This window comes from Bartonella sp. AP258QHHD (genome assembly GCF_042196145.1).
In the GTDB taxonomy this organism is placed as follows: domain Bacteria; phylum Pseudomonadota; class Alphaproteobacteria; order Rhizobiales; family Rhizobiaceae; genus Bartonella.
The window spans coordinates 1-20,834 of sequence record NZ_JBHIPR010000058.1 but is presented as its reverse complement, the minus strand read 5'-3'; the positions used below and the strand labels follow the sequence as shown (position 1 = coordinate 20,834).

The 20,834-nt window shown below is 38.1% G+C and carries 12 protein-coding genes and 1 pseudogene; 7 read left to right on the top strand and 6 right to left on the bottom strand.

Translation table 11 applies throughout. The features are described 5' to 3' along the window. Positions 1–278: 278 nt before the first annotated feature. From ACFIMM_RS06515 to ACFIMM_RS06490, 6 genes are all read left to right on the top strand, one after another. On the top strand, positions 279–2,243 hold the full coding sequence (locus tag ACFIMM_RS06515; protein ID WP_375682802.1) for a BID domain-containing T4SS effector: 1,965 nt from the start codon (positions 279–281) through the stop codon (positions 2,241–2,243). Positions 2,244–2,560: 317 nt separating this feature from the next. Further along, entirely contained in the window at positions 2,561–5,806 is a 3,246-nt protein-coding gene (locus ACFIMM_RS06510) for a BID domain-containing T4SS effector (RefSeq protein WP_375692675.1), read from the top strand. A gap of 776 nt (positions 5,807–6,582) precedes the next feature. Then, positions 6,583–8,154 carry a murein biosynthesis integral membrane protein MurJ gene (gene murJ / locus ACFIMM_RS06505; protein WP_273790944.1) on the top strand — a complete coding sequence of 524 codons (1,572 nt, stop codon included), beginning with the start codon at positions 6,583–6,585 and terminating at the stop codon, positions 8,152–8,154. A 60-nt stretch (positions 8,155–8,214) separates the two neighbouring features. Continuing rightward, positions 8,215–9,285: a tryptophan--tRNA ligase gene (trpS, locus tag ACFIMM_RS06500; protein WP_375682804.1), complete on the top strand. Its 1,071-nt coding sequence runs from the start codon at positions 8,215–8,217 to the stop codon at positions 9,283–9,285. A 62-nt stretch (positions 9,286–9,347) separates the two neighbouring features. Beyond that, the gene (locus ACFIMM_RS06495; RefSeq protein ID WP_375612177.1) at positions 9,348–9,839 is read left to right on the top strand and encodes a universal stress protein; all 492 of its coding nucleotides are present in this window, start codon (positions 9,348–9,350) and stop codon (positions 9,837–9,839) included. Positions 9,840–9,898: 59 nt separating this feature from the next. Next, positions 9,899–10,477, top strand: coding sequence for a NifU family protein (locus tag ACFIMM_RS06490; RefSeq protein ID WP_375668492.1), 579 nt, complete (start codon positions 9,899–9,901; stop codon positions 10,475–10,477). A 434-nt stretch (positions 10,478–10,911) separates the two neighbouring features. Here the strand turns inward: ACFIMM_RS06490 and ACFIMM_RS06485 are convergent. The 3 genes and pseudogenes from ACFIMM_RS06485 to ACFIMM_RS06475 all read right to left on the bottom strand — a co-directional run. After that, positions 10,912–10,992 (bottom strand): annotated as a pseudogene (locus ACFIMM_RS06485) (DUF4102 domain-containing protein); the annotation flags it as partial. 875 nt (positions 10,993–11,867) lie between these two features. Then, positions 11,868–12,203: a zinc ribbon domain-containing protein YjdM gene (locus tag ACFIMM_RS06480; protein WP_273790940.1), complete on the bottom strand. Its 336-nt coding sequence runs from the start codon at positions 12,201–12,203 to the stop codon at positions 11,868–11,870. Positions 12,204–13,283: 1,080 nt separating this feature from the next. Next, positions 13,284–14,912: an alpha-D-glucose phosphate-specific phosphoglucomutase gene (locus ACFIMM_RS06475; RefSeq protein WP_375681357.1), complete on the bottom strand. Its 1,629-nt coding sequence runs from the start codon at positions 14,910–14,912 to the stop codon at positions 13,284–13,286. Between the two features lie 217 nt (positions 14,913–15,129). On the opposite strand from ACFIMM_RS06475, the gene ACFIMM_RS06470 reads away from it, so the two are divergent. Next, positions 15,130–15,654, top strand: a complete 525-nt coding sequence (locus tag ACFIMM_RS06470) for a peroxiredoxin (protein ID WP_375613588.1) — start codon at positions 15,130–15,132, stop codon at positions 15,652–15,654. An 877-nt stretch (positions 15,655–16,531) separates the two neighbouring features. Here ACFIMM_RS06470 and ACFIMM_RS06465 read toward each other — a convergent pair. The 3 genes from ACFIMM_RS06465 to pyrF form a co-directional block, all read right to left on the bottom strand. Next, positions 16,532–17,065, bottom strand: coding sequence for a replication protein (locus tag ACFIMM_RS06465; RefSeq protein WP_375613583.1), 534 nt, complete (start codon positions 17,063–17,065; stop codon positions 16,532–16,534). Positions 17,066–17,653: 588 nt separating this feature from the next. Further along, a complete protein-coding gene (hisS, locus tag ACFIMM_RS06460; RefSeq protein ID WP_375682805.1) occupies positions 17,654–19,138 on the bottom strand; it encodes a histidine--tRNA ligase in 1,485 nt (494 codons plus the stop codon). Between the two features lie 349 nt (positions 19,139–19,487). Beyond that, positions 19,488–20,333 (bottom strand): orotidine-5'-phosphate decarboxylase, encoded by an 846-nt coding sequence (pyrF, locus tag ACFIMM_RS06455; RefSeq protein ID WP_375627884.1) that lies wholly within the window; start codon positions 20,331–20,333, stop codon positions 19,488–19,490. Positions 20,334–20,834: the final 501 nt, after the last annotated feature.

Sequence of the window (20,834 nt, the reverse complement as noted above, 5' to 3'; positions counted from 1 at the left end):
TAACGTCTTGGCGCAACACAGGAAAGAGGTGTTTTCGCCAAGAAAGAGAGAAAATTGAAACAAAATTTATTTTTCCGTCCCTTAACCCAAACACTGGAGAAAACAATCTTTAGAGAATGATTATGATCTGAGCCAAGAGAGTCAAATCATGCGAAGCCATTCAGTTTCATATCCTCTCTCATAAAAGCAAATGAAAAAGCATAAAACAGAATAAAAACCAACGTACATTTTTAAATAGTATTTAAAAACAATATTGGAAGAGTTTGAAAGGAACATGCATGAAAAAAAGAAATCCCTCCCCTTTTATCACCGAAATGATGGAAAAATTTCAACAACAGGCTGAACAATCCCCCACCAGAACCCCTCCTTCCCAAGTTTCTCAAAGTTTGCCAAAAGCAACTGTAGAAAAACGCCCAGAAAATTTATCCCCCCACCCAAAGGTTGCGCCACCGCCACCCCCCCGCATGAGAGCAAACACTCAAACCAGCACAATGCTTCCTAACGCCAAAAACCAAGAGACGCCTCCCCCACAAAAAAAAGCAGCTCCACCAAAACCTCCGCGTGTAAAAGAGAGACAACAACATAAACAAACAGTTCAAGAGTCCCCCTCCCTACAGACAAAAGTGGCTCCGCCCCCTCCTCCACGCATGAGAGAAAAAACACAAACCAGCACAACAATCTCCAACTCAAAAAACCAAGAAAGCTCCTCCACGCACACAAAAGCAGCTCCACAAAGACCCCCGCGTGCAAAAGAGAGGCAACAACATAAACCAACAGTTCAAGAGTCCCCCTCCCTACAGACAAAAGTGGCTCCGCCCCCGCCCCCACGTATGAGAGAAAAAACACAAACCGGCACAACAATCCAAAAGCATGAAACCCAAGAAAGCCCCTCCACGCGCATAAAAATGGCCCCACAAAGACCACCGCGTGCAAAAGATAGAGAACAAAATAAACCAACTGCTCAAGAATCCCCTTCTCTACAGACAAAAGTGGCTCCGCCCCTTCCCCCACGCATGAGAGAAAGAGCACAAAACGGCACAAAAATTCAAAATCCTGAAACACACGAACCAAGTGTTAGACCCAAAATATCATCACATATGAAAGTCAGGCAGCAAAGCAGTTCATCATCACAAGACAGTGGAACATATGCCGTCCCGCCTTCAAGAAAACCGCACCGTATACAAAACAGAAAACAAAGCGATACTGTCGTCCCAAAAACTTCCTCTCCACACACAGCAATTGAACAACCAAAACCGTCTCACGAACAAAAACCATCTATTAATACAATGGAAAGAGAGCTATTGCTCGTAGCATATCAAGAAGAAATACGATTTTTGAGTGAAAAGGTTTATGGCGAACGGCTTATTTTAAGTGAAAGAATAGAAGCAATCAAAGAAAACCCCGATATGGGAGAACAGCTCTTATGGGATGTTACAGAACGGCCTAAGTCTATTTCTAAGCTTGCTGGTAGAAAAGTTCTTGGCATAAAAAATCATGCGCGCAAACAAGCTGAAGAAACTCTTCCCACCCTATGTGCTGCTATTAACGGTTATGTGTATACTTCAAAATATACAAAAAGTGAAAATATTTCTCAAGGTCCTCACACGGAACAACAACATCAGCGACAAGCACAGGAGGAAGAGCTAACAAATCAACATTTACAAAATCCGCTCAATTCAGAAAAGAAAATAAAGCCTCTCTCAAATGAGGAAATTGCCCGCAGAGTTCAACAAGATCCATCGGTTCAATATGGTCAAAGAGAGATCCAATATTGGTGCCAAATTGTTTATAATGATCCATTTATTTTGCAATATAGAATAGAAGATATGCACAAAATTCCAGATATAGGAGAAGAAATTGTATTTCAAATTGAAAAGGATTGTACATCTTTTGCTCCTCTTGCTGGTAAGCAAGTCCTTGGCTTAAAAAACGGAGCACGAAAAGCTGCTGAAGAAAATCTTCCTACCCTTTGTACCGCCATTAAGGATTATGCTGATACGATAAAACAGTTAAGAGAAGCAATTGTGCAAAACCATCAGGCAGAACAACAAAAACGTCATCAACCGCTTAACGATCTCGATAAAAAATTGCAACAGCAGCAAAACTTATCGCAGTCCCCGAAGCTACCTGAACGCTCAACAGCAAAGCGGCATCAAGAAGTTACAGAAACTTCTAGACAAGAAGACCAGCCGCAGGTTCGACCGCGCAGAGCCGAAACATCAAAAGCAATGGCTTTGTCGTGATAAATCTCCTAATTGTTGGCTTTTTATCCAAAACTTTGGTGCAATTATCTTGCCAAGATTGCATCAAAGACGGTGTGTGAAATACAGAAAACTTTGAATAAGACACCCCATTATTTTACAGAATTCATTGATAAAATTTCACGATAATACTTCAAAATTATAAACTTTAACTTTGTTCCATGCGAATAAGGTCAATTTTTTCAATCATTCAAATAGGCATTCTTCTTTGAAGAAAACGCTATGAAAATAACATAAGGCAAAAAATGTAAACAAAGAAGATTTCAAAAAATAATGTTACCATTTGAAAGGAAATATGCATGAAAGAAAACACAGAACATTGTGCCTCCTCTACACAGGAAGAATTGCAAGAACAACACTCTGTAATTAATGCAGCCATTTCAAAGCAAATCAATGAAGAAGCGCAAAATTTTTTCTACCCCAATAGCAAAGTGCTTAAAAATAAATACCGCATCAAACATAAAGAAATATTAAAAGAATGCTGTTCTAATGATGTAAAAAAAGAAATGATAAAACTGCATCAAGAACCTCTACCAGAGCAGTTTAATGCCTCTTATCTAAAATACCTTCATCAACGCCTCTTTTCCCGTACATTTGAATGGACCGGACAAACACGCGAAAAGCCTTTTACATTTGAAGATGGCTCTGTTGCTTCTATGCCCATTTTGAAAAGAAAAGAATTTACAAAACCTTTTGCGATTGGCAGAAAAATACAGGAGGGACTAGAAAAGTTAGATAAAACGCTTGCTGAAAAGAATAATTTACAAGGCTTAACGCACGAAGAATTCGTTGAACAAGCAGCTGGTATAATGATAGATTTGCACCACTTGCATCCTTTCAGAGAGGGCAATAGGCGCACAAAGAGACTGTTTGTTGAAAAACTCTCTCAAGCAGCAGGACATGAGCTAGACTTTTCTCTTGTGAGCAAAAAACGTAAAGACTTTGTCCGCGCCGCTGCCATGGAACATGGTAACCCAGAGCCTATGAAGCATCTGCTTGAGGATATCTCAAATCCAGAAAAATTGCTCCTCTTACGAGAATTCACCAACTCTATGAGAGAGCTTGGATTGGATGAAAAAAATTATTATCTCGCTGTCGTTGCAAAAGAAGGAGAAACCTATCATGGTACCTATAGAGGCAGTGGACCCAATGGCTTCATGCTTGATGCCAACGGCATTTTCATCTTGGGAAATAAAAAAGATCTCACCCCAGAGCAAATACAGACATTAAAAATCGGTGATGCCCTCTCCTTTACAGCACAAAAAGTTCAAAACCCAGAAAAAAACCAGCAAAAAACATTGCTTCCAGAAGAAAAAGAAGAAAAAAGAGCCACTCTTAAAAACGATGAAATAACTGAAAAGAGCAAAGACAACGCATCCATTCAAACAAAGAAAAAAGAACAAGCCCATTTTTCACCGTGGATTGCCCCTCATGCTTTACATGACAGCGTTGAAGTTATGCCCCAAAGTTTGCAAGAACAAGAAAAAGAACAAATGGCACAACCAATTGCTCAATCGGCTTCCGCTATGAGGCAAATGCAAAAAGATTTTCAAAAAAACATTTTACAGAGCAGTAATACAGCGACAAATAATCCAATATCTGTCAAAATGACAAAGGAAACACGCTCTGATCATCAAGAAAGAACAAAACAGCCCCCAAAAAAAGCAATGGTATACTGGGATACTGGTACAAGAAAAACGGACACCGTCCCTCTCACCTTACAGGAGAAATTATCATCACCGCCTGAAACCGAAGAAAATAAGACAATGTACCGTAATTTCTTTTGCCCTAATAGTATCACCTTAAAAAATAAATATGGTATAAAAGACTATAAAAAATTAAAAGTGCAATGTGCCCATGATACAACAAAAGCAATCATTCATCTACGCCAAGAAGCGCCACCGCAAAAACTAACCTCCACATATCTCCAATATATTCATCACACCCTATTTAAAAATACTTTTGAATGGGCCGGACAAACACGCGAAAAACCATTTACATTTGAAGATGGTACCGTTGCTTATATGCCAATGATGAAAAAAGCTGGTATTTCTTTTGCCTCAGCAAAACAGATACAAGAGAGACTAGAAAATTTAGATAAAATACTTGCTGAAACGAATAGTTTAAAAGGCTTAACCCGCGAAACATTTGTTGAACATGTCACTGAAATGTTGATACAGCTCAACTATACACATCCTTTCAGAGAAGGCAATGGACGCACGCAACGAATGTTTTTTGAAAAACTTGGGCAAGTTGCTGGCCACACACTCGACTTTTCTCTTGTAACAGAAAAACGTATGAATCTTGCCAGCATTGCATCGCTAAAACATAACGATAAAGAAGAAATGAAACATCTGCTTGAAGATATCACAAATCCAGAAAAAATACTTATTTTAAAAGAATTCATGGACAGTATGAAACATATCGGGCTTGAGAGTATTCATCATCATCTTATTATAACAGCAAAAGAAGGTCATACCTATAAAGGCTTTTACAGAGGCAGTGGACCCAATGGCTTTATGCTTGATGCTAACGGAATTTTCATCTTGGGAAATAAAAAAGATCTCACCCCAGAGCAAATACAGACATTAAAAATCGGTGACGCCCTCTCCTTTACAGCACCAAAAATTCAAAACCAGCAAGAAGTGCTTATCCCCGCACAAACAATAGCCCCCCTTACCAACAATGAAATTGCCACAAGGATAAAAAACAACGCATCCATTCAAGCAAGAAGAAAAGAAATAGAAACTTTGTGCCAAATCATTTATGGCAATCGTCATATTTTGCGGGAAAAAATTGAGATGATCCATGAAAATCATACTGAAGGAGAACAACTCACCTATCAAATTACCACCTCTCCCCAATCGATTTCTAAGCTTTCTGGTAGCAATGTATTTGGCATAAAAAACAACGCGCGCGCCCATGCTGAAGAAAATATTTTGCCCCTCTGTAGAGCCATTGATCGTTATATCAATATTTCTAAACAAACAGAAAGAGACATTCTCCATACCCATCATGTAAAACAAAGGCGGTGTGAACAGTCGGTAGAAATGCCTAAGGCTTGGATGAAAAATCTCCTTTCCTTGTCAAAAGCACAACAGCAAGAAATGTTATCAAACTCTCCTGAATTAAGGGGGGAGATAAGGACTTATATCAAAAAAATTAATGAGCGCTTATCTTCAAACGAGCATGAAGTTATAAAAGAAAATAATCCTGAAAGACTTGCGAAGAGTCTTGGCACATCAACCATTAAAGCAAAAGAGATTATGGAAATAATCAAGCAGATAAAAGAGATAGAACCGCATATACAACCCATGTATTTTTATAACCATAAATTCGATGAGCGCTTCGCACCAAACCAGTATCAATCTATCCAGCATCAATCTATAAAGAAAAACAATGAAGAAAAATGTTCCAACACCCTTGATAAAGAAGCAATTAAAGTGCAAAAAATGACAGAAAACGTCAATCAGAGTCCCAAAAGACAAGAAAATATTCAACCTCACAAAACGGCGCACGCAAAAGCAACGGCAATGAATGTCTAAAAGGTTCATAAACTTTAACTTTTTCGCCCCCTCTGGTAAAAATGATAGCCTTTATCCCCTTGCCTTCATCGGCAAATCAATCGCACCTCAACGAGAATGGAAACCATGAGAGAGCAACTTTATCTTATTTTCTCAGATTTTATCCTCATCAACTGTGAAAAGAAACCTGAACAAGAAAAATGCTGTTGAAAGATCATGTCTTCCTATCCTCTTGTTTATGTAATCTCTAAAATGGGAAGGCAGCCACATTTGGGGAGAACATAAAGCCGTAAAAGTGAAAAGTAATCACCAGCTTTACCATCACCTTTTAGCTTAGCCTTACGACTTTTTAAAACATCTAAAGCGCTGTTTTTTTTAATAATGAATAAATAATGGAAATTACGTATTGCTCCACGCTTTTATTTTATTTGCATTCTTTTAATAGGCTCACACCCCTCACATAAAACAGAACGGTATTGGGTTGCACTATTCACGACATCACCCATAGAGAGAAATTATCATTATATATCCCTTCAAACTGTTATGATATCACTCGCATATTTCAGTTTGAAAAAGAAATTTTAATTATTTTATGGCAACAATAAAAATTTTAATACAACAGTAAACAAGGAGCATAAAAAAGTCTTCAAGCACCATTGTTGACAGAAAGATAAACACCGTCGTAAAACGCTTTCAAAAAGTATCCTTGATTAGGATAGAGATCAGATTTTTACGATTTAAAACGCTTTATTTCTCCTGTCATCGCTTCTCTTTTACAACAAAGCTGATATATCTTTATGACATTGATTAAAAAAATTGCAACAGTTGCTTCCGGAACCCTCATGAGCCGTATTTTTGGCTTCGTACGCGAAATGCTTATGGCAGCAGCCCTAGGGACAGGTCCTGTTTCTGATGCCTTTAACGCTGCTTTTCGTTTTCCCAACACATTTCGTCGTTTTTTTGCTGAAGGTGCCTTTAACGCTGCTTTCATTCCTCTTTTTGCAAAAAAAATCACTGAAGAAGGTCACGAAACGGCATGCAAATTTGCAGAAGAAGTCTTTGGCGTTCTCTTTTCGCTGCTCTTACTGTTAACGATTGCGATGGAACTGAGTATGCCTTTTTTGGTACGAACCATTATTGCCCCAGGTTTTACCGAAGATGCAACAAAATTTAACGCTACAATTCACTTTACTGCAATCATGTTTCCCTATTTAACCTGCATGTCGCTTGCTGCCATGATGGGGGGCATGCTTAATGCTCTGCGACGCTATTTTATTGCCGCCATTGCCCCACTCTTTTTAAACATTATTCTGATTGGTGTGCTTGCCTATGCTTGGATCTATAAACTTGACGCTTGGCATATCGGCTTAAATCTCTCTTGGGGTGTATTGGCAGCAGGGCTTCTTCAACTCACCTTAATTGCCCTTGCTTTGCGTCAAAGTGGAATGAAAATTTCCTTCCGCCAGCCCCATTTAAGTCCTAATGTTCGTAAGCTATTAACTTTAGCATTCCCCGCAGCCATCACAGGTGGCATCACGCAAATTAATTTGCTTATTAATACCAACATTGCTTCTAGTCAATCGGGTGCTGTCTCTTCTTTGATGTATGCTGATCGTCTTTATCAATTGCCTTTAGGCGTAATTGCCATTGCCGTTGCAACCGTTCTTTTACCAGAGTTAACACGCGCTTTGCGGAGCAAAAAGCATAAAGAAACCCACCATTTACAAAATCGCTCTATTGAATTAACATTGTTGTTAACACTTCCAGCATCCATTGCTTTTTTGCTGCTCTCCACTCCCATTGTCAGTTTGCTCTTTGAGCGAGGACAATTTACCAGTCAATCAACACACCATGTTGCACAATTACTAGAACTTTATGGATTAGGACTTCCAGCTTTTGTTCTTATTAAGGTCTTTATTCCTAATTTTTTTGCCCATGAAGATACCAAAACACCGATGATTTTTACAGGTATTTGCGTTTTCATCAATATCAGTCTCGCCTTAACATTATTTCCTATTCTATCTGCACGAGGCATTGTTATTGCTGAAATTACCTCTGGATGGGCCAACACCCTTTTGCTGTGGAGTGTCCTTATCAAACGCGGTTATTGGAAATACGACTTCCAACTGATAAAACGAATATTATGTCTCATGATGGCAACTCTTTTGAGTGCACTAGCCCTCTATTACGGATTGAATGTGTTTGGTTTTTTGTCTTTTCCTTTATCCTCACAAGCATCATTTTTCTTGCGCGCGATCACCTTAGCTGGGATCATGATTGGCATATTTTTGATCTATTTTAGTGCCTATTTTTTATTCAACACCCGTTCCTTTTTTCACACGCTTAAAAATTTGAAAAAACGCTCATAATATCTATACTTTGTCAAAAACAATAAAATGAATAACCTTAATTGAAGAAAGAGCACTCCTATGGATACCTTCACACCACTTGTCTTTTCCGGCGTACAACCGAGTGGTCATTTACATCTTGGCAATTATCTTGGAGCCATTCAGCGTTGGGTTGAACTGCAAAACTCTCATCACTGCCTCTGTTGTGTTGTGGATATGCATGCGCTCACAGTCAACCCAGATCCCTTTACTTTACGCGAATCCACCAGAACAGTGACAGCAGCTTTTTTAGCCGCCGGTATTGATCCTCAAAAACACATTATTTTTAACCAATCACGTGTTTTTCAACATGCTGAACTCGCCTGGATTTTTAATTGTGTTGCCCGTATCGGCTGGCTTCAACGCATGACACAATTTAAAGATAAAGCGGGAAAAGATCGCGAAAAAGCATCCATCGGGCTTTTTGCCTATCCCACTTTGATGGCTGCTGATATTTTAGTCTATCGTGCAACGCATGTTCCAGTAGGCGAAGATCAAAAACAGCATGTTGAACTCACACGCGATATTGCACAAAAATTTAACAACGACTATGCACAGCGTATTGCCGAATTAAATTTTGGCATCTCTATGCAAACAGATGAAGAAAAAAGACAAGGCTTTTTTCCTCTTCCAGAAGCACTGATTGGAACAACAGCCACACGCGTTATGTCTTTGCGCGATGGGACGAAAAAAATGTCAAAATCAGATCCTTCAGATTTTTCACGCATTAATTTGACCGATGACGCTGATCTTATCGCAAAAAAGATACGCAAAGCCAAAACGGATTCGGCTCCACTTCCCGATACCCTTGCCGCTTTAAAAGAACGACCAGAAGTAGATAACCTGCTTGGTATTTATGCCGCCTTTGCCAAAGTTAGCAAAGAAAAGATTCTTTTAGAATTTTCTGGTCAACAATTTTCGCATTTTAAAACAGCTCTAGCCGACCTTGTTGTCCATAAGCTTGCCCCTATAACAGAAGAATTACGTCGCCTTCATCAAGAAAATGATTATATCGACTCTGTTTTGCATGATGGCGCTAAACGTGCTAGTATGCTCGCAGAAGAAAATATGAAAAAAATTCGTGAAATTATTGGATTTTTGCACGATACATAAAAATAATAAAACTAAAAACTGTAGAGAGCAAAAAAATCGTTTGTACAAAATAGAGAAAGTGCATGATTTCCAAACCCCAAAATCCGAAAAAAGAACCAAAGAAAAAAAACTTAGTTATTATCGATGAAACACCAGAGTGTCGGCGTGCCGTTGCGTTTGCCGCACAGCATGCCCAAAATACCAGTAGAACATTGGTATTACTTTGTGTCGTTGATAGTGTAGAATTTCAACATTTTCTGGGTGTAAACAACGTTATGCGTACAGAATCAAAGCAAAGTGCTCATAAAATATTAGGAGACATTGCCAGTGAAGTCCGCACCACCCATGCGCTTGAAACAGAAATAGTAGTGCGTGAAGGAAAAAAAATTGATGAGATTTCTAAACTGATCGACGAAGATAAAAGGATTGCACTGATTGTTTTAGCAGCCAGTGGACATACAGAAGGACCAGGACCCCTTGTTCAATTAATCGGGAATAAAGGAACAGCTTTTTCAATCCCTGTCATTGTTATTCCTAGCAATCTTGCCGATGAAGATATTAGATCTATTGCCTAAAAAATATAATATTCTACAATGTAAGATCTTCCCAAGCCTTCGTTATAAAAGGAGAATCTATGTTTATACAAACTGAAACCACCCCAAATCCTGCAACTCTTAAATTCTTGCCAGGACGCGTGGTTCTTTCTGAGGGCGTATTAGAATTTCGTGACCCTGAAGAAGCAGCTAAAAACTCACCTTTGGCGGCTAAACTGTTTAATATTCCCAATATCAATGGTGTCTTTTTAGGCTATGATTTTATCACCGTAAGCAAAAAAGAAGGGGAATGGCAACATCTCAAGCCCGTCATTTTAGGCACAATCATGGAACATTTTCTATCCAATGAGCCAGTGATCACTACCAACGCTACAACACAAGCACAAACCCATGCCCTTAACGAAGAATTTTATGACGAAAAAGATGTTGATATTGTCTTAACCATTAAAGAGCTGCTTGAAACGCGTATCCGCCCAGCGGTTGCCAATGATGGTGGAGATATTACTTTTCGTGGATTTGAAAATGGTATTGTTTATCTCAATATGCGCGGCTCCTGCGCTGGATGTCCCTCTTCAACGGCAACCCTCAAACATGGTATTGAAAATCTTTTACGCCATTTTATCCCTGAAGTTTTAGGCGTTGAAGCCATGCCACAATAAATATTGACCTCAATAGGTAAAATAACCACACCGATTGCCCCTCTTCAACAGTGCTCAAACATGGAATGTAAAGATCTTACGTCATTTTATTCCTGAAATTCTCGAAGTAAGCCATGCAGCCATAAAAATAGAGTACTGTTAAAAAAATCTGTCCAATAACGATACCTTCACTCACCTTTCACCTCCACATATGCCTTAAAAAGCTTTCTGCCCTTTTAAGAGCATAAGTTGTTTCAATAAACCAATTTATACGTACACAGAAGTACAATGCATGGATGTGCACTTTAAATTTATTTTGTTTTATAATCTTGTCATGCAATTTTAACGAGGAAAACACGACCTCGTTACAAAAAAGAAAACATTGCAAGATAGAGTGCCCATTTGCTTCATCTTTCTCAGTGCTCCCAACGACAAATCACGCAAAATACTTCTTGTAGCAAGCCGGCACCATCATCATATCTGCCAGCCCCTAATGATGCGACAGCTCTTTCATTAAGACGATTCATAAGAGTCATTTTTACTCCTTTCTTTCCTCATTTTTACCCACACGCCAGCCCCGCTTGTGGTGTGCAAGCAAGTGATTTTAATTGATTCAACATGGAACAGATTTGAAATGAGAGAATCCCACGTTATTCGGGGTTCTAATTCAATATGAATAACGCTAATTTATTATTATAAATCAATATGTTGTTTCAGCCACTCGACAAAGATCACATTTTGCAACTTGAATGAGAATTCTGACATTTTTCTTATTTCAATTCTGTTTTTATTGCATCAATCAAAATCGTCCGCTTACACAGCACAAACTGGATAATAACAAAAACTATTTTTAATAGCTCTTATGTACACTTTTATAAGAGACTGTTGCAGCACTAAGAGCTGAAAAATGAATGACAGTACGACCTTATCAAGGTCATAGCGTCCTTTTTCCATTCTTAAAATCAAGAATTTCCTCTATCATTTTCAATCTCATTTCCATAAATATGACGCAAAAGGTGTAACTACCCATAAAAAATAAATACATTGAAGCCAGATCTATTATGGTTGTTTGAGAAATTATCTGATAAAAAAATGAGAATATTTTTTCAATTCAGCAGAAATAAGTTTGTCTACTTTACGGCGTTGTTTTTCTCATAAAGCGCACACTTTTATTGTTGCTTATGAGTCAACATCCAGTCCCCTCATAACCCCATATTAAAAGAAAAGAAAGAGTCGCTATTTCTCTGCGATACATGGCTTTGCAATAAAGGAAAACATATTGCTCCTATCTGATTGGTGTAATCTATGAAACAAGAAAAGAAGCCCATTGGAGAAAAATATGCCCAATTAGAGAAGAATGTAAAAATAGAAAACCAACGAAATGCAAAAACAATTGCAAGAAGATAAATGCCTAAACTTTTTTCACAAACTCCGACTTTAAACTCATCTGACCGATCCCAGGAATTTTGCAATCGATATTATGATCCCCATCCACCAAGCGAATATTCTTTACCTTCGTCCCCCCTTTTAAAACAGATGAAGCGCCTTTTACTTTCAGATCTTTTATCACCATAACGGTATCTCCGTTTGTTAAAATCTGACCATTGGCATCATAAACAGTATTGGCAAGAACCGTATCATCGTTTTTTTGTGGCCATTCATGCGCGCATTCAGGACACACAAAATTTTCACCATCTTCATAAGTATAAAGACAATCACAACGAGGACATTTGGGATATTGGGTCATAAATTTCCCTTTTTTAGAAAAAACATTCATTATGACTGGTCATAAAGCAAGAAGTGCTTATTGTCCATTATTTTAGAAAAATGTTTCCCTTTGTTTCAATCCTCATCTGCCAACTGTATTCATGAATGCTATCATCACATACTATACACAAGTTTATAAAAATGATTGATCATTATACAACTCAAATAAGCCCCCCGCATATCATAAAATTTACTCACTGCATTCTCTCTAATAAATTAATCAAAATCATTTTCTTATACATCACCAATGCAATTAACGAATGGATAACAAAACAATTAGAAAAGGAACATCTCTGAATAAAACGTTCTCAGAGAGCTAAAAACTATTGCAGCATTGAGAAACAAGAAAATGATGTCCCCAACTTAACCTTTTATTTAAGTAAAGATAACAGTCATAATGTTAGAGAATAGACTGATTTATGATCATAGTTAATGGTTTTGTATATTGAATGAGAGCCGATAAATAAGCTGAGCTTCTCTCAACCCCTTTTACATTGAAACAACCAAAGCCTTTTGCATGTTACAAGTAGGAAAATCCGTGTAAAACGATTATCCAAAATACTAAATACTCTCAAATATAAGAGCCAACATTGAAAGCGGGCAAAGTGAATAATGGTGCCGTCTTACTCTCTCATAAGCGTAAAAATGGTGCTGCTCAATGGATGGATGGCCGGTTATCCCTTTCAAAGCAACACGCATAAGATGCGTTTTTAGTGTCTTGAGAGAGAAGATTCTTTAAAACAAACATATGAAATGTGCAACAATGATCGTATTTTGTTTTGTATGAGAAACATTCCCCTATTAAACAAAAATTGCTATCAAGCCATTGAGCAAACCCATTGGACATAAATGATCCGATTATGCTCGATTATAATTTCCTACAGCATTTAGTTTTAAGAATCCCGCAGTTTTAGGAATCCGATTGATATGGAAAGGTGGAAAAAACAAGTCTCGCCTAAAAATAGAGTTAAGCTCTCCCTTATGCACATAAAATCACACCCCTAAAATCACATCCATGTGATCAATCATCATACCTTTACAAAAAAACATTCCAATGATCTTAGGTGATAATATCAGGACGATCTCGCCCCAATGCTTGTTGTATGTTTAACAGTTTTAGTGCTACCTGTTGCAAAGGTTGGAGAACTTCTTGCGGATTAAAATTGTGTTTGCGCGGATCTCTTTCATACTGTTCAAAATAAAGTCGTAAAGTAGCACCTAGCGTCCCTGTTCCCGACAAACGAACCACCAACCTTGCTCCATTCTCGAAAAAAATACGTATACCTTGCCGCGTGCTAACGCTCTGATCAACGGGATCATGATATGTAAAATCATCTGCTTTTTTGACGAAAAATCCAGAAATTTCAGTTCCTGCATGTGGTAAGTGCGCACGCAAATGCTCTAGTAATGCCAAAGCTTTATCTGCTTCGACTTCTTCATAATCATGCCGTAACGTGTAAAAACGCCCATAGGTGGACCAATGCTGTTGAACAATCTGTGCGACAGTTTTTTCTGTTACCGCTACAAGATTTAACCAAAATAGGACAGCCCATAAACCATCTTTTTCGCGGATGTGATGAGAGCCCGTTCCAAAGCTTTCTTCACCACAAAAGGTTACTTTTCCCGCATCCAAAAGGGTTCCAAAAAACTTCCATCCCGTTGGCGTTTCAAAAAAATTTAATCCGTGTTTTTCCGCAACTAGATCAGCAGCACGCCCCGTCGGCATAGAGCGCGCTATCCCCACAACACCTTTTCGATATCCTTTAATAAGGTGTGCATGTTCAGCCATAATAGCCAAAGAATCCGAAGGCGAGACAAATTGTTGACGACCAATAATGAGGTTACGGTCTCCATCACCATCAGAGGCGGCGCCAAGATCTGGTCCTTGCTCTGACATCAATAAATCATAAAGATCCTTAGCATAAACCAAATTGGGATCTGGATGACCGCCTCCAAAATCTGGCAAAGGAATACCATTAACCACCGTCCCTTCAGAAAATCCTAAGCATTTTTCAAAAATTTCATGGGCATAAGGCCCTGTTACCGCATGCATGGCATCAAACCGTAAAGTAAGACCTCGAGCAACAGCCTTGGCAATACAGTCAAAATCAAAAAGCTCCTGCATCAAAGCAACATAATCAGCGACAGGATCAATAATATCAATCCGCATGGCTCCCATAAAGATCGTACCTTGCCTATCTAAATCAATATCTGGTGCTTCAAGAATTTTATAAAAAGAAAGACGTTGCGATGTTGCAAAAATAGCATCACATAAAGAATTAGGAGCGGGTCCCCCATTGGAAATATTATATTTAATACCACAATCTCCTTCTGGACCACCAGGATTATGGCTTGCAGAAAGAATGAGTCCACCATGGGCATGAGTTTTACGAATAAGATGCGAAACAGCAGGTGTAGAAAGAATACCGCCCCTTCCCATTTTAACACAAGAGACACCATGCGCCGCTGCCATCTTCAACACAATCTGAAGGATAGTACGATTAAAAGTGCGCCCATCCCCCCCAAGAATCAACATTTTTCCTTCAAGAGGCCCAATGTTATCAAAAAGAGACTGTATAAAGTTTTCTACATAATGGGGTTGTTGAAAAACAGACACTTTTTTGCGCAAACCAGACGTTCCCGGTTTTTGCCCCTCAAAAGCCGTGGTTAAAACTGTCTTTATGGTCATATCAATACCTTTATATGATTTCCTATAATTTTAAGGTGAAGAGTATCCAAAGTCGACCATTAATTCTACTTGACGGAAGTGTGAAATATTTGCACACTCGTTAGAAGTAAGAATTTTTAAAGAAGCCCTTTTATTTAAAACGCTTTTTACCATATGTTTTTAAATACAAAGGCTGTTTTAAAACAAAATTTTCGTAAAAGAATACAGGAGCATCATGATGATGAAAAAAACAGTTCCCAATGTAACATTCCACACACGCGTACGCGATGAATCAGTGGCTGGAGACAATCCTTATCGGTGGCAAGAAGTTAACAGCGATGCTTACTTTAAAGGAAAGCGTGTTATTCTTTTTTCTCTTCCTGGAGCTTTTACCCCTACTTGCTCAACCTTTCAGCTGCCTGATTTTGAAAAGCTCTATGATGAATTTAAACAAGCGGGTATTGATGAAATTTATTGTCTTTCCGTCAATGATGCTTTTGTCATGAATGCTTGGGGAAAAGCACAAAATATCAAAAACGTGAAGTTAATTCCCGATGGCTCTGGTGAATTCACACGCAAAATGGGTATGCTGGTTGCAAAAGACAATGTTGGGTTCGGCATGCGATCATGGCGCTATGCAGCTGTTATTAATGATGGTGTGGTTGAACAATGGTTCGAAGAAGCAGGTTTTTCAGATAATTGTGCAACAGATCCTTATGAAGTTTCTTCACCACAACATGTTTTAAAAGCATTGAAAAGCTAATTCCCCCAATCGTCTATTTAAACAAAATTTTACGACACAAATTTTCTGAGGAGGAAGATTTGTGTCGTTGACTTTTTACAACATCTATTCGTGAAAACAGACCCGATAAGTTGATTGTACGCCTTCTGTGAAAAAAGATTACAGCAATAATTTTTTCAATAAATATTTTATGTTTTAACTGCTTTGAAAAAGCTTGGAAAATTGCCGATGAAAAATCCCGTTGTAGCGCTAAAAAATCAAAGAGTTAAAAGCTGTTGCACGCTATCAAAAAATGGGGATGCAATTGCCAAATGCGCAAATTCATGCAAAACTCTCTCAGAAACATCAAGGACTAACGTATTGATGAAATATGCAAGATCAATGCTAAATTTCTCATACTGAGAAAAACTTTGTATTAAACAATACTTTGATTTATAAAGATAATTTATAATTTTGCATATTGAATGAGAGGAGCCGAATATCATAAGATTGTTTTATTTTATCCCTTCTTATATTGAATCCCTTAAAACTATTTTCTTGCTCATTAGCAAGCGGGATTGGCATATGAATAAACGATTAAAAAGAGTAAAAATACCTCTCGTAAACGCGCCAAAATACAAGAGCTATGAACATCATTACTGCAAAGTTCACAAAAGTACCAAGAAAGAAAATACAGATCAAACATTTGTTTGAAGAGGTGCACAGTTCAAATTAACTTATGTCTCATAAAAAGAAGAAAATATGGCATAAAAACCGCTCTGCATAAAGAACCATTCATGGAGAATATTAAATCAAAACAGATCCCGCAAACATTCCAATTCACATACCCTAAACAGACTCATTGCTGTTCTCATAGCCATTTATTCTAAGCCTTTATTTTTCTCTAAGAGAAAAACGATTAAAGGAGTTGTTTATTCGGGTATTCTACCGTAAAGTGTGCTTCTATCTCTTCCTCTTCATCGAACTCAAAATCTTCATCACATTCAGGAAGACCAAAAATATCTGGATTGATGAAATAACAATCTTTTTTTGTCCCCTTCGCTACAATTTTATTCTTTTCTAATTCTTTGATACCTTCTTTAAAACTTTCAAAATTAAGATATTCTGGTTCTTGAATTGAAAGATCGCAAGTCAAAAATTCTTCAAGAATATCATGATCCAATGTTATCTGATCAAACCATAAATCCACATCATCCCCCTCATCTAACATTTTCCCTACCTGCCACAACATCACAAAAAATGCTTTCATACCACTAAATGATAACCCAAAAATCATACGCCGACACGACGAGGCGCCTGAAAAGGTAATTTGCGGAAGATCTTCAAATCCGAAATTTGAAGGAGGAAGTTTAAATGATTTTCCAATATTCTCAGGTCTTTCAAGAATAAAGGGATTTCGTTCATAGAGCAGAGTAAAATCATATTGGACCATTTTCATTTCTCCGTTAAAGAATTGACTTTATGAAAAATGCATATTATCAGTAAGTTACCATTATGGCAGCTTACAATTCATCCAAACATGCTCCTGTAAAAAATTGTTCGATTTAAGTCATTCCATTGTTTTTTGAAGCTTAAAAAGTCTTTTAGGATAAAACGCTCTAGTTCTTCCTCCTTTTGCAATAAGGCTAAATTTTGTAATGTCTAAGAAGAGAACATCAAAGGATTTGATACTCATAGATGAGAATTCAAAGATGAAGCCAATATGAACTTGTCAATATTTTTATAAACTTTTGGGAAAGCGTTGCGTGAAACCTTTTAATTTTCTCAGAGTTTTTGTTCGTTACAATTTTTTTGCTCATTTTAACGCATTATCATCGCATCCTCAGAAGGGCACGTTTTATAGCAAATAGTGCTTATTTATCTCTTAAAAATCTCTCTTTTATGCCGCACGCACTTCAAAACCCCGCTTTTGAACGCGTGCACCAACACGTATAAACGAGCAAAGCACAAATTTTAAAAATTGAATTTCAAATTTCCAAAATATTTCAAACAATCACTTCGATAAAGACTTTTACCATTATCATTTTTGGGCGGCTAAAATATCCTGTACTGTTTTGACCAATTGATCTTCATCAACCGTCACTTGTGCTGGTCGACTTTCACGCCATGTTTGATTATCCTTAATTTCATGAGACAAACGCGCCCCTTCAATCAAATCTTTAATCTGTATTTTTCCGCTCTCACGTTCTTGTGAGCCTTGGATAACCACACAAGGCGCTTGGCGTCGATCTGCATATTTCATCTGCGCTTTTATCCCCGATGCCCCCAAATAGAGCTCAGCACGAATTCCCGCACCACGCAACTGCATCACCATTTTTTGATAACCAGCAACCGCCTCTGGCTCTTTATCCATCATCAGCACCACAACCGGCCCTGTTGTCTCCTTCATAGGCAACTTTTCAAGATTTTGCAAAGCAGCGATCAAGCGTGAGACCCCGATTGAAAAACCTGTTGCCGGAATATTTTCACCACGAAAGCGTGCCACCAATCCATCATAGCGCCCACCACCACCAACGGAGCCAAAAACAACTTTCTGCCCATCATCATTGAAAACATCAAACAGCAACGTAGCCTCAAAGACAGGACCTGTATAATAATCCAGTCCACGCACCACCGATGGATCAATCTTGATACGATTCTGAAAGCCATTTGCGGCAAAAATTGCTTGCATTTCCTCAAGCTCACGAATTCCCTCACGCCCTTGAACATGATCACCAACCACTTCTTTAAGAGCCTCAAGCGTTTCTTCTGCTGTTTCAGCTCCAACAGCAGTTAAGGTAAGAATACACTCAATCTCTTTTTCCTTAAGCTCCGCCCCTTTTGTAAAGTCACCACTTTCATCCAAACGCCCTTTTCCCAAAAGCAAACGCACCCCTTCAGAACCAAATTTATCCAGTTTATCAATTGCTCTTAAGACAGTTAAGCGCTTTTCAGCCTGCTCATTTCCCCCCAAACCAATTTTCTCTAAAACACAATCGAGAATTTTTCGGTTATTCAGACGAATGGCATATTCATGATGCTGAAACCCTAATTTTTCCAAACTATCGGCTGCCATCATGCAAATTTCGGCATCAGCCGCTACCGTTGGTGTTCCAACAATATCCGCATCAAACTGTATAAATTGCCGAAACCGCCCTGGACCTGGTTTTTCATTGCGAAAAACAAAGCCAAGACGATAACTGCGATAAGGCTTTGGCAAAACTTCAAAATTCTCGGCAAAATAACGAGCAAGAGGCGCGGTAAGATCATAGCGCAAAGACATCCATTGCTCATCACCATCTTGTAGCGAAAAAACGCCCGCATTTGGACGATCTGAATCCGGTAAAAACTTACCCAGCACATCTGTATATTCAAAAATTGGTGTTTCCAGTGCTTCAAAACCATAAAGTTCATAAACTTCACGAATTTGCGCAATCATTGTTTCAGTTGCATACAACTGTGCACTTGTACGATCAACAAACCCACGGGGTAAACGGGCTTTGGTTTTTTCTTGTTTTGATAACATATTTTTCTCTAACAACAATATATATTCACCGATAACGTGTGTCTATCTTATAGAAACAAACGCTGCAATAACTTTATCAACTGAAAACTGGTAACAATATGCATAAGCTTTTGCTTTTAAAAGATGCAAACCTTTACCCTTAAGGCAATCTACTGAAAATATTTGTACTTTCAATAGGAACATAGCCTCCCGCTCAACATGAAATGCCCGCTTAACATTCAATGAAAAGACATCTGTGCTTGTTGAAAGAAACCTCAAAGCGACAGTTGATTCTTGATAAATCGGAAGCATCCCCCTCAAAACCCCTCCCTTTCAGAATTCTTCAGATTTATTACAGATGCAAAAATCCTCAAGACATCAGTGTGCTTTGCGCTTGTTCTGCAAAATGATTGATAACATTTTTTAAATCAACAATATTTCGTCCAGCATCTGTAATAGAGCGTGATACAGAGGGAATAACATTCTGCCAAAGTCTTTGTGGAAATTGATTTGCTAGTTGTGTCATTGTTCCACCTTGAGCGCCAATACCCGGAACGAGAAACAGACTATTTTTTAACTGCTCGATTGTGTCTTTTGATTCAGATCCTAATGTCGCTCCTATAACCGCACCTATGGGGCCAATATTATGATGAATAACCGAAGACTGACTATTATAATCACAAATACACTGTGCAAGATGAAGAGAGAGTGTCTGATCACCAATAAGCGCATTTCGTATTTGTTTCCCCTCTGGATTAGAAGACTGAACAACCACAAAAACCCCTGCTCCTGTTTCTTCTGCAACCTTTATCAGAGGAATAAGAGCATCAAAACCCAAAAAAGGATTAACTGTCATGGCATCCACCTTGAACGCACTACTTGGACCAAGCCAAGCCTTACCATAGGCTTCAGCAGTAGAGCCAATATCCCCCCTTTTTGCATCCGCCAGAACCAATATGCCTTGTTCGTGTGCATTTTCAATCAGTTCTTTGAGAGCTTGAAGACCTTCCACACCATATAATTCAAAAAATGCGACTTGCGGCTTTATAATACCTACTTTACCAACAACTGCTGTTAAGAGAATATCACAAAAATCTTTTAGACCTTTATAATCAAAGCTTAGTTTCCACGATTGCAAAACTTTATGGCTCGGATCAAATCCAATACAAAGAGGTCCATAGATTTCACGATTTTTAAAAAAAGTTGAACGAAACATTTTATATCCTAACAAGGTCTCTCTTTAAACTTTTTGATACAATCAAAAAGAAAAGCATTTGTCAAAAGAATACAATAGCGCAAACACAAAGAAAGAGCTCTCTATACAAAATGTGCTTTTATTTATGAAACATAAATATATTCCCATTCGTAACGCTTATCATATGTTTATCAACCAAAACATTGTCATGAGATAAAAATTCAAATTCTATGAAAGAATATAAACAAAACAGCATCTATATTATAATGACCTCATAAAGCCCTATAGACATGCCTTGTCGTTTTCACCCCCCTTTTTTATGATCAACAAAAACTCTCTATGAACGCGCTTTAAACAAAGTTTCAAAAGAAAATGCCCCACCATGATGATCTCGATCTTAGCTTTAGATCTTTCCTATTCCTTTTTAGCGGCTCTATATCCCTTTTGGAACATAATTTGCAAAAAGGCATTGTATCTCCAGCATATTCAAGGAGATAAAACATGGAAACTCGCATTCCTGAA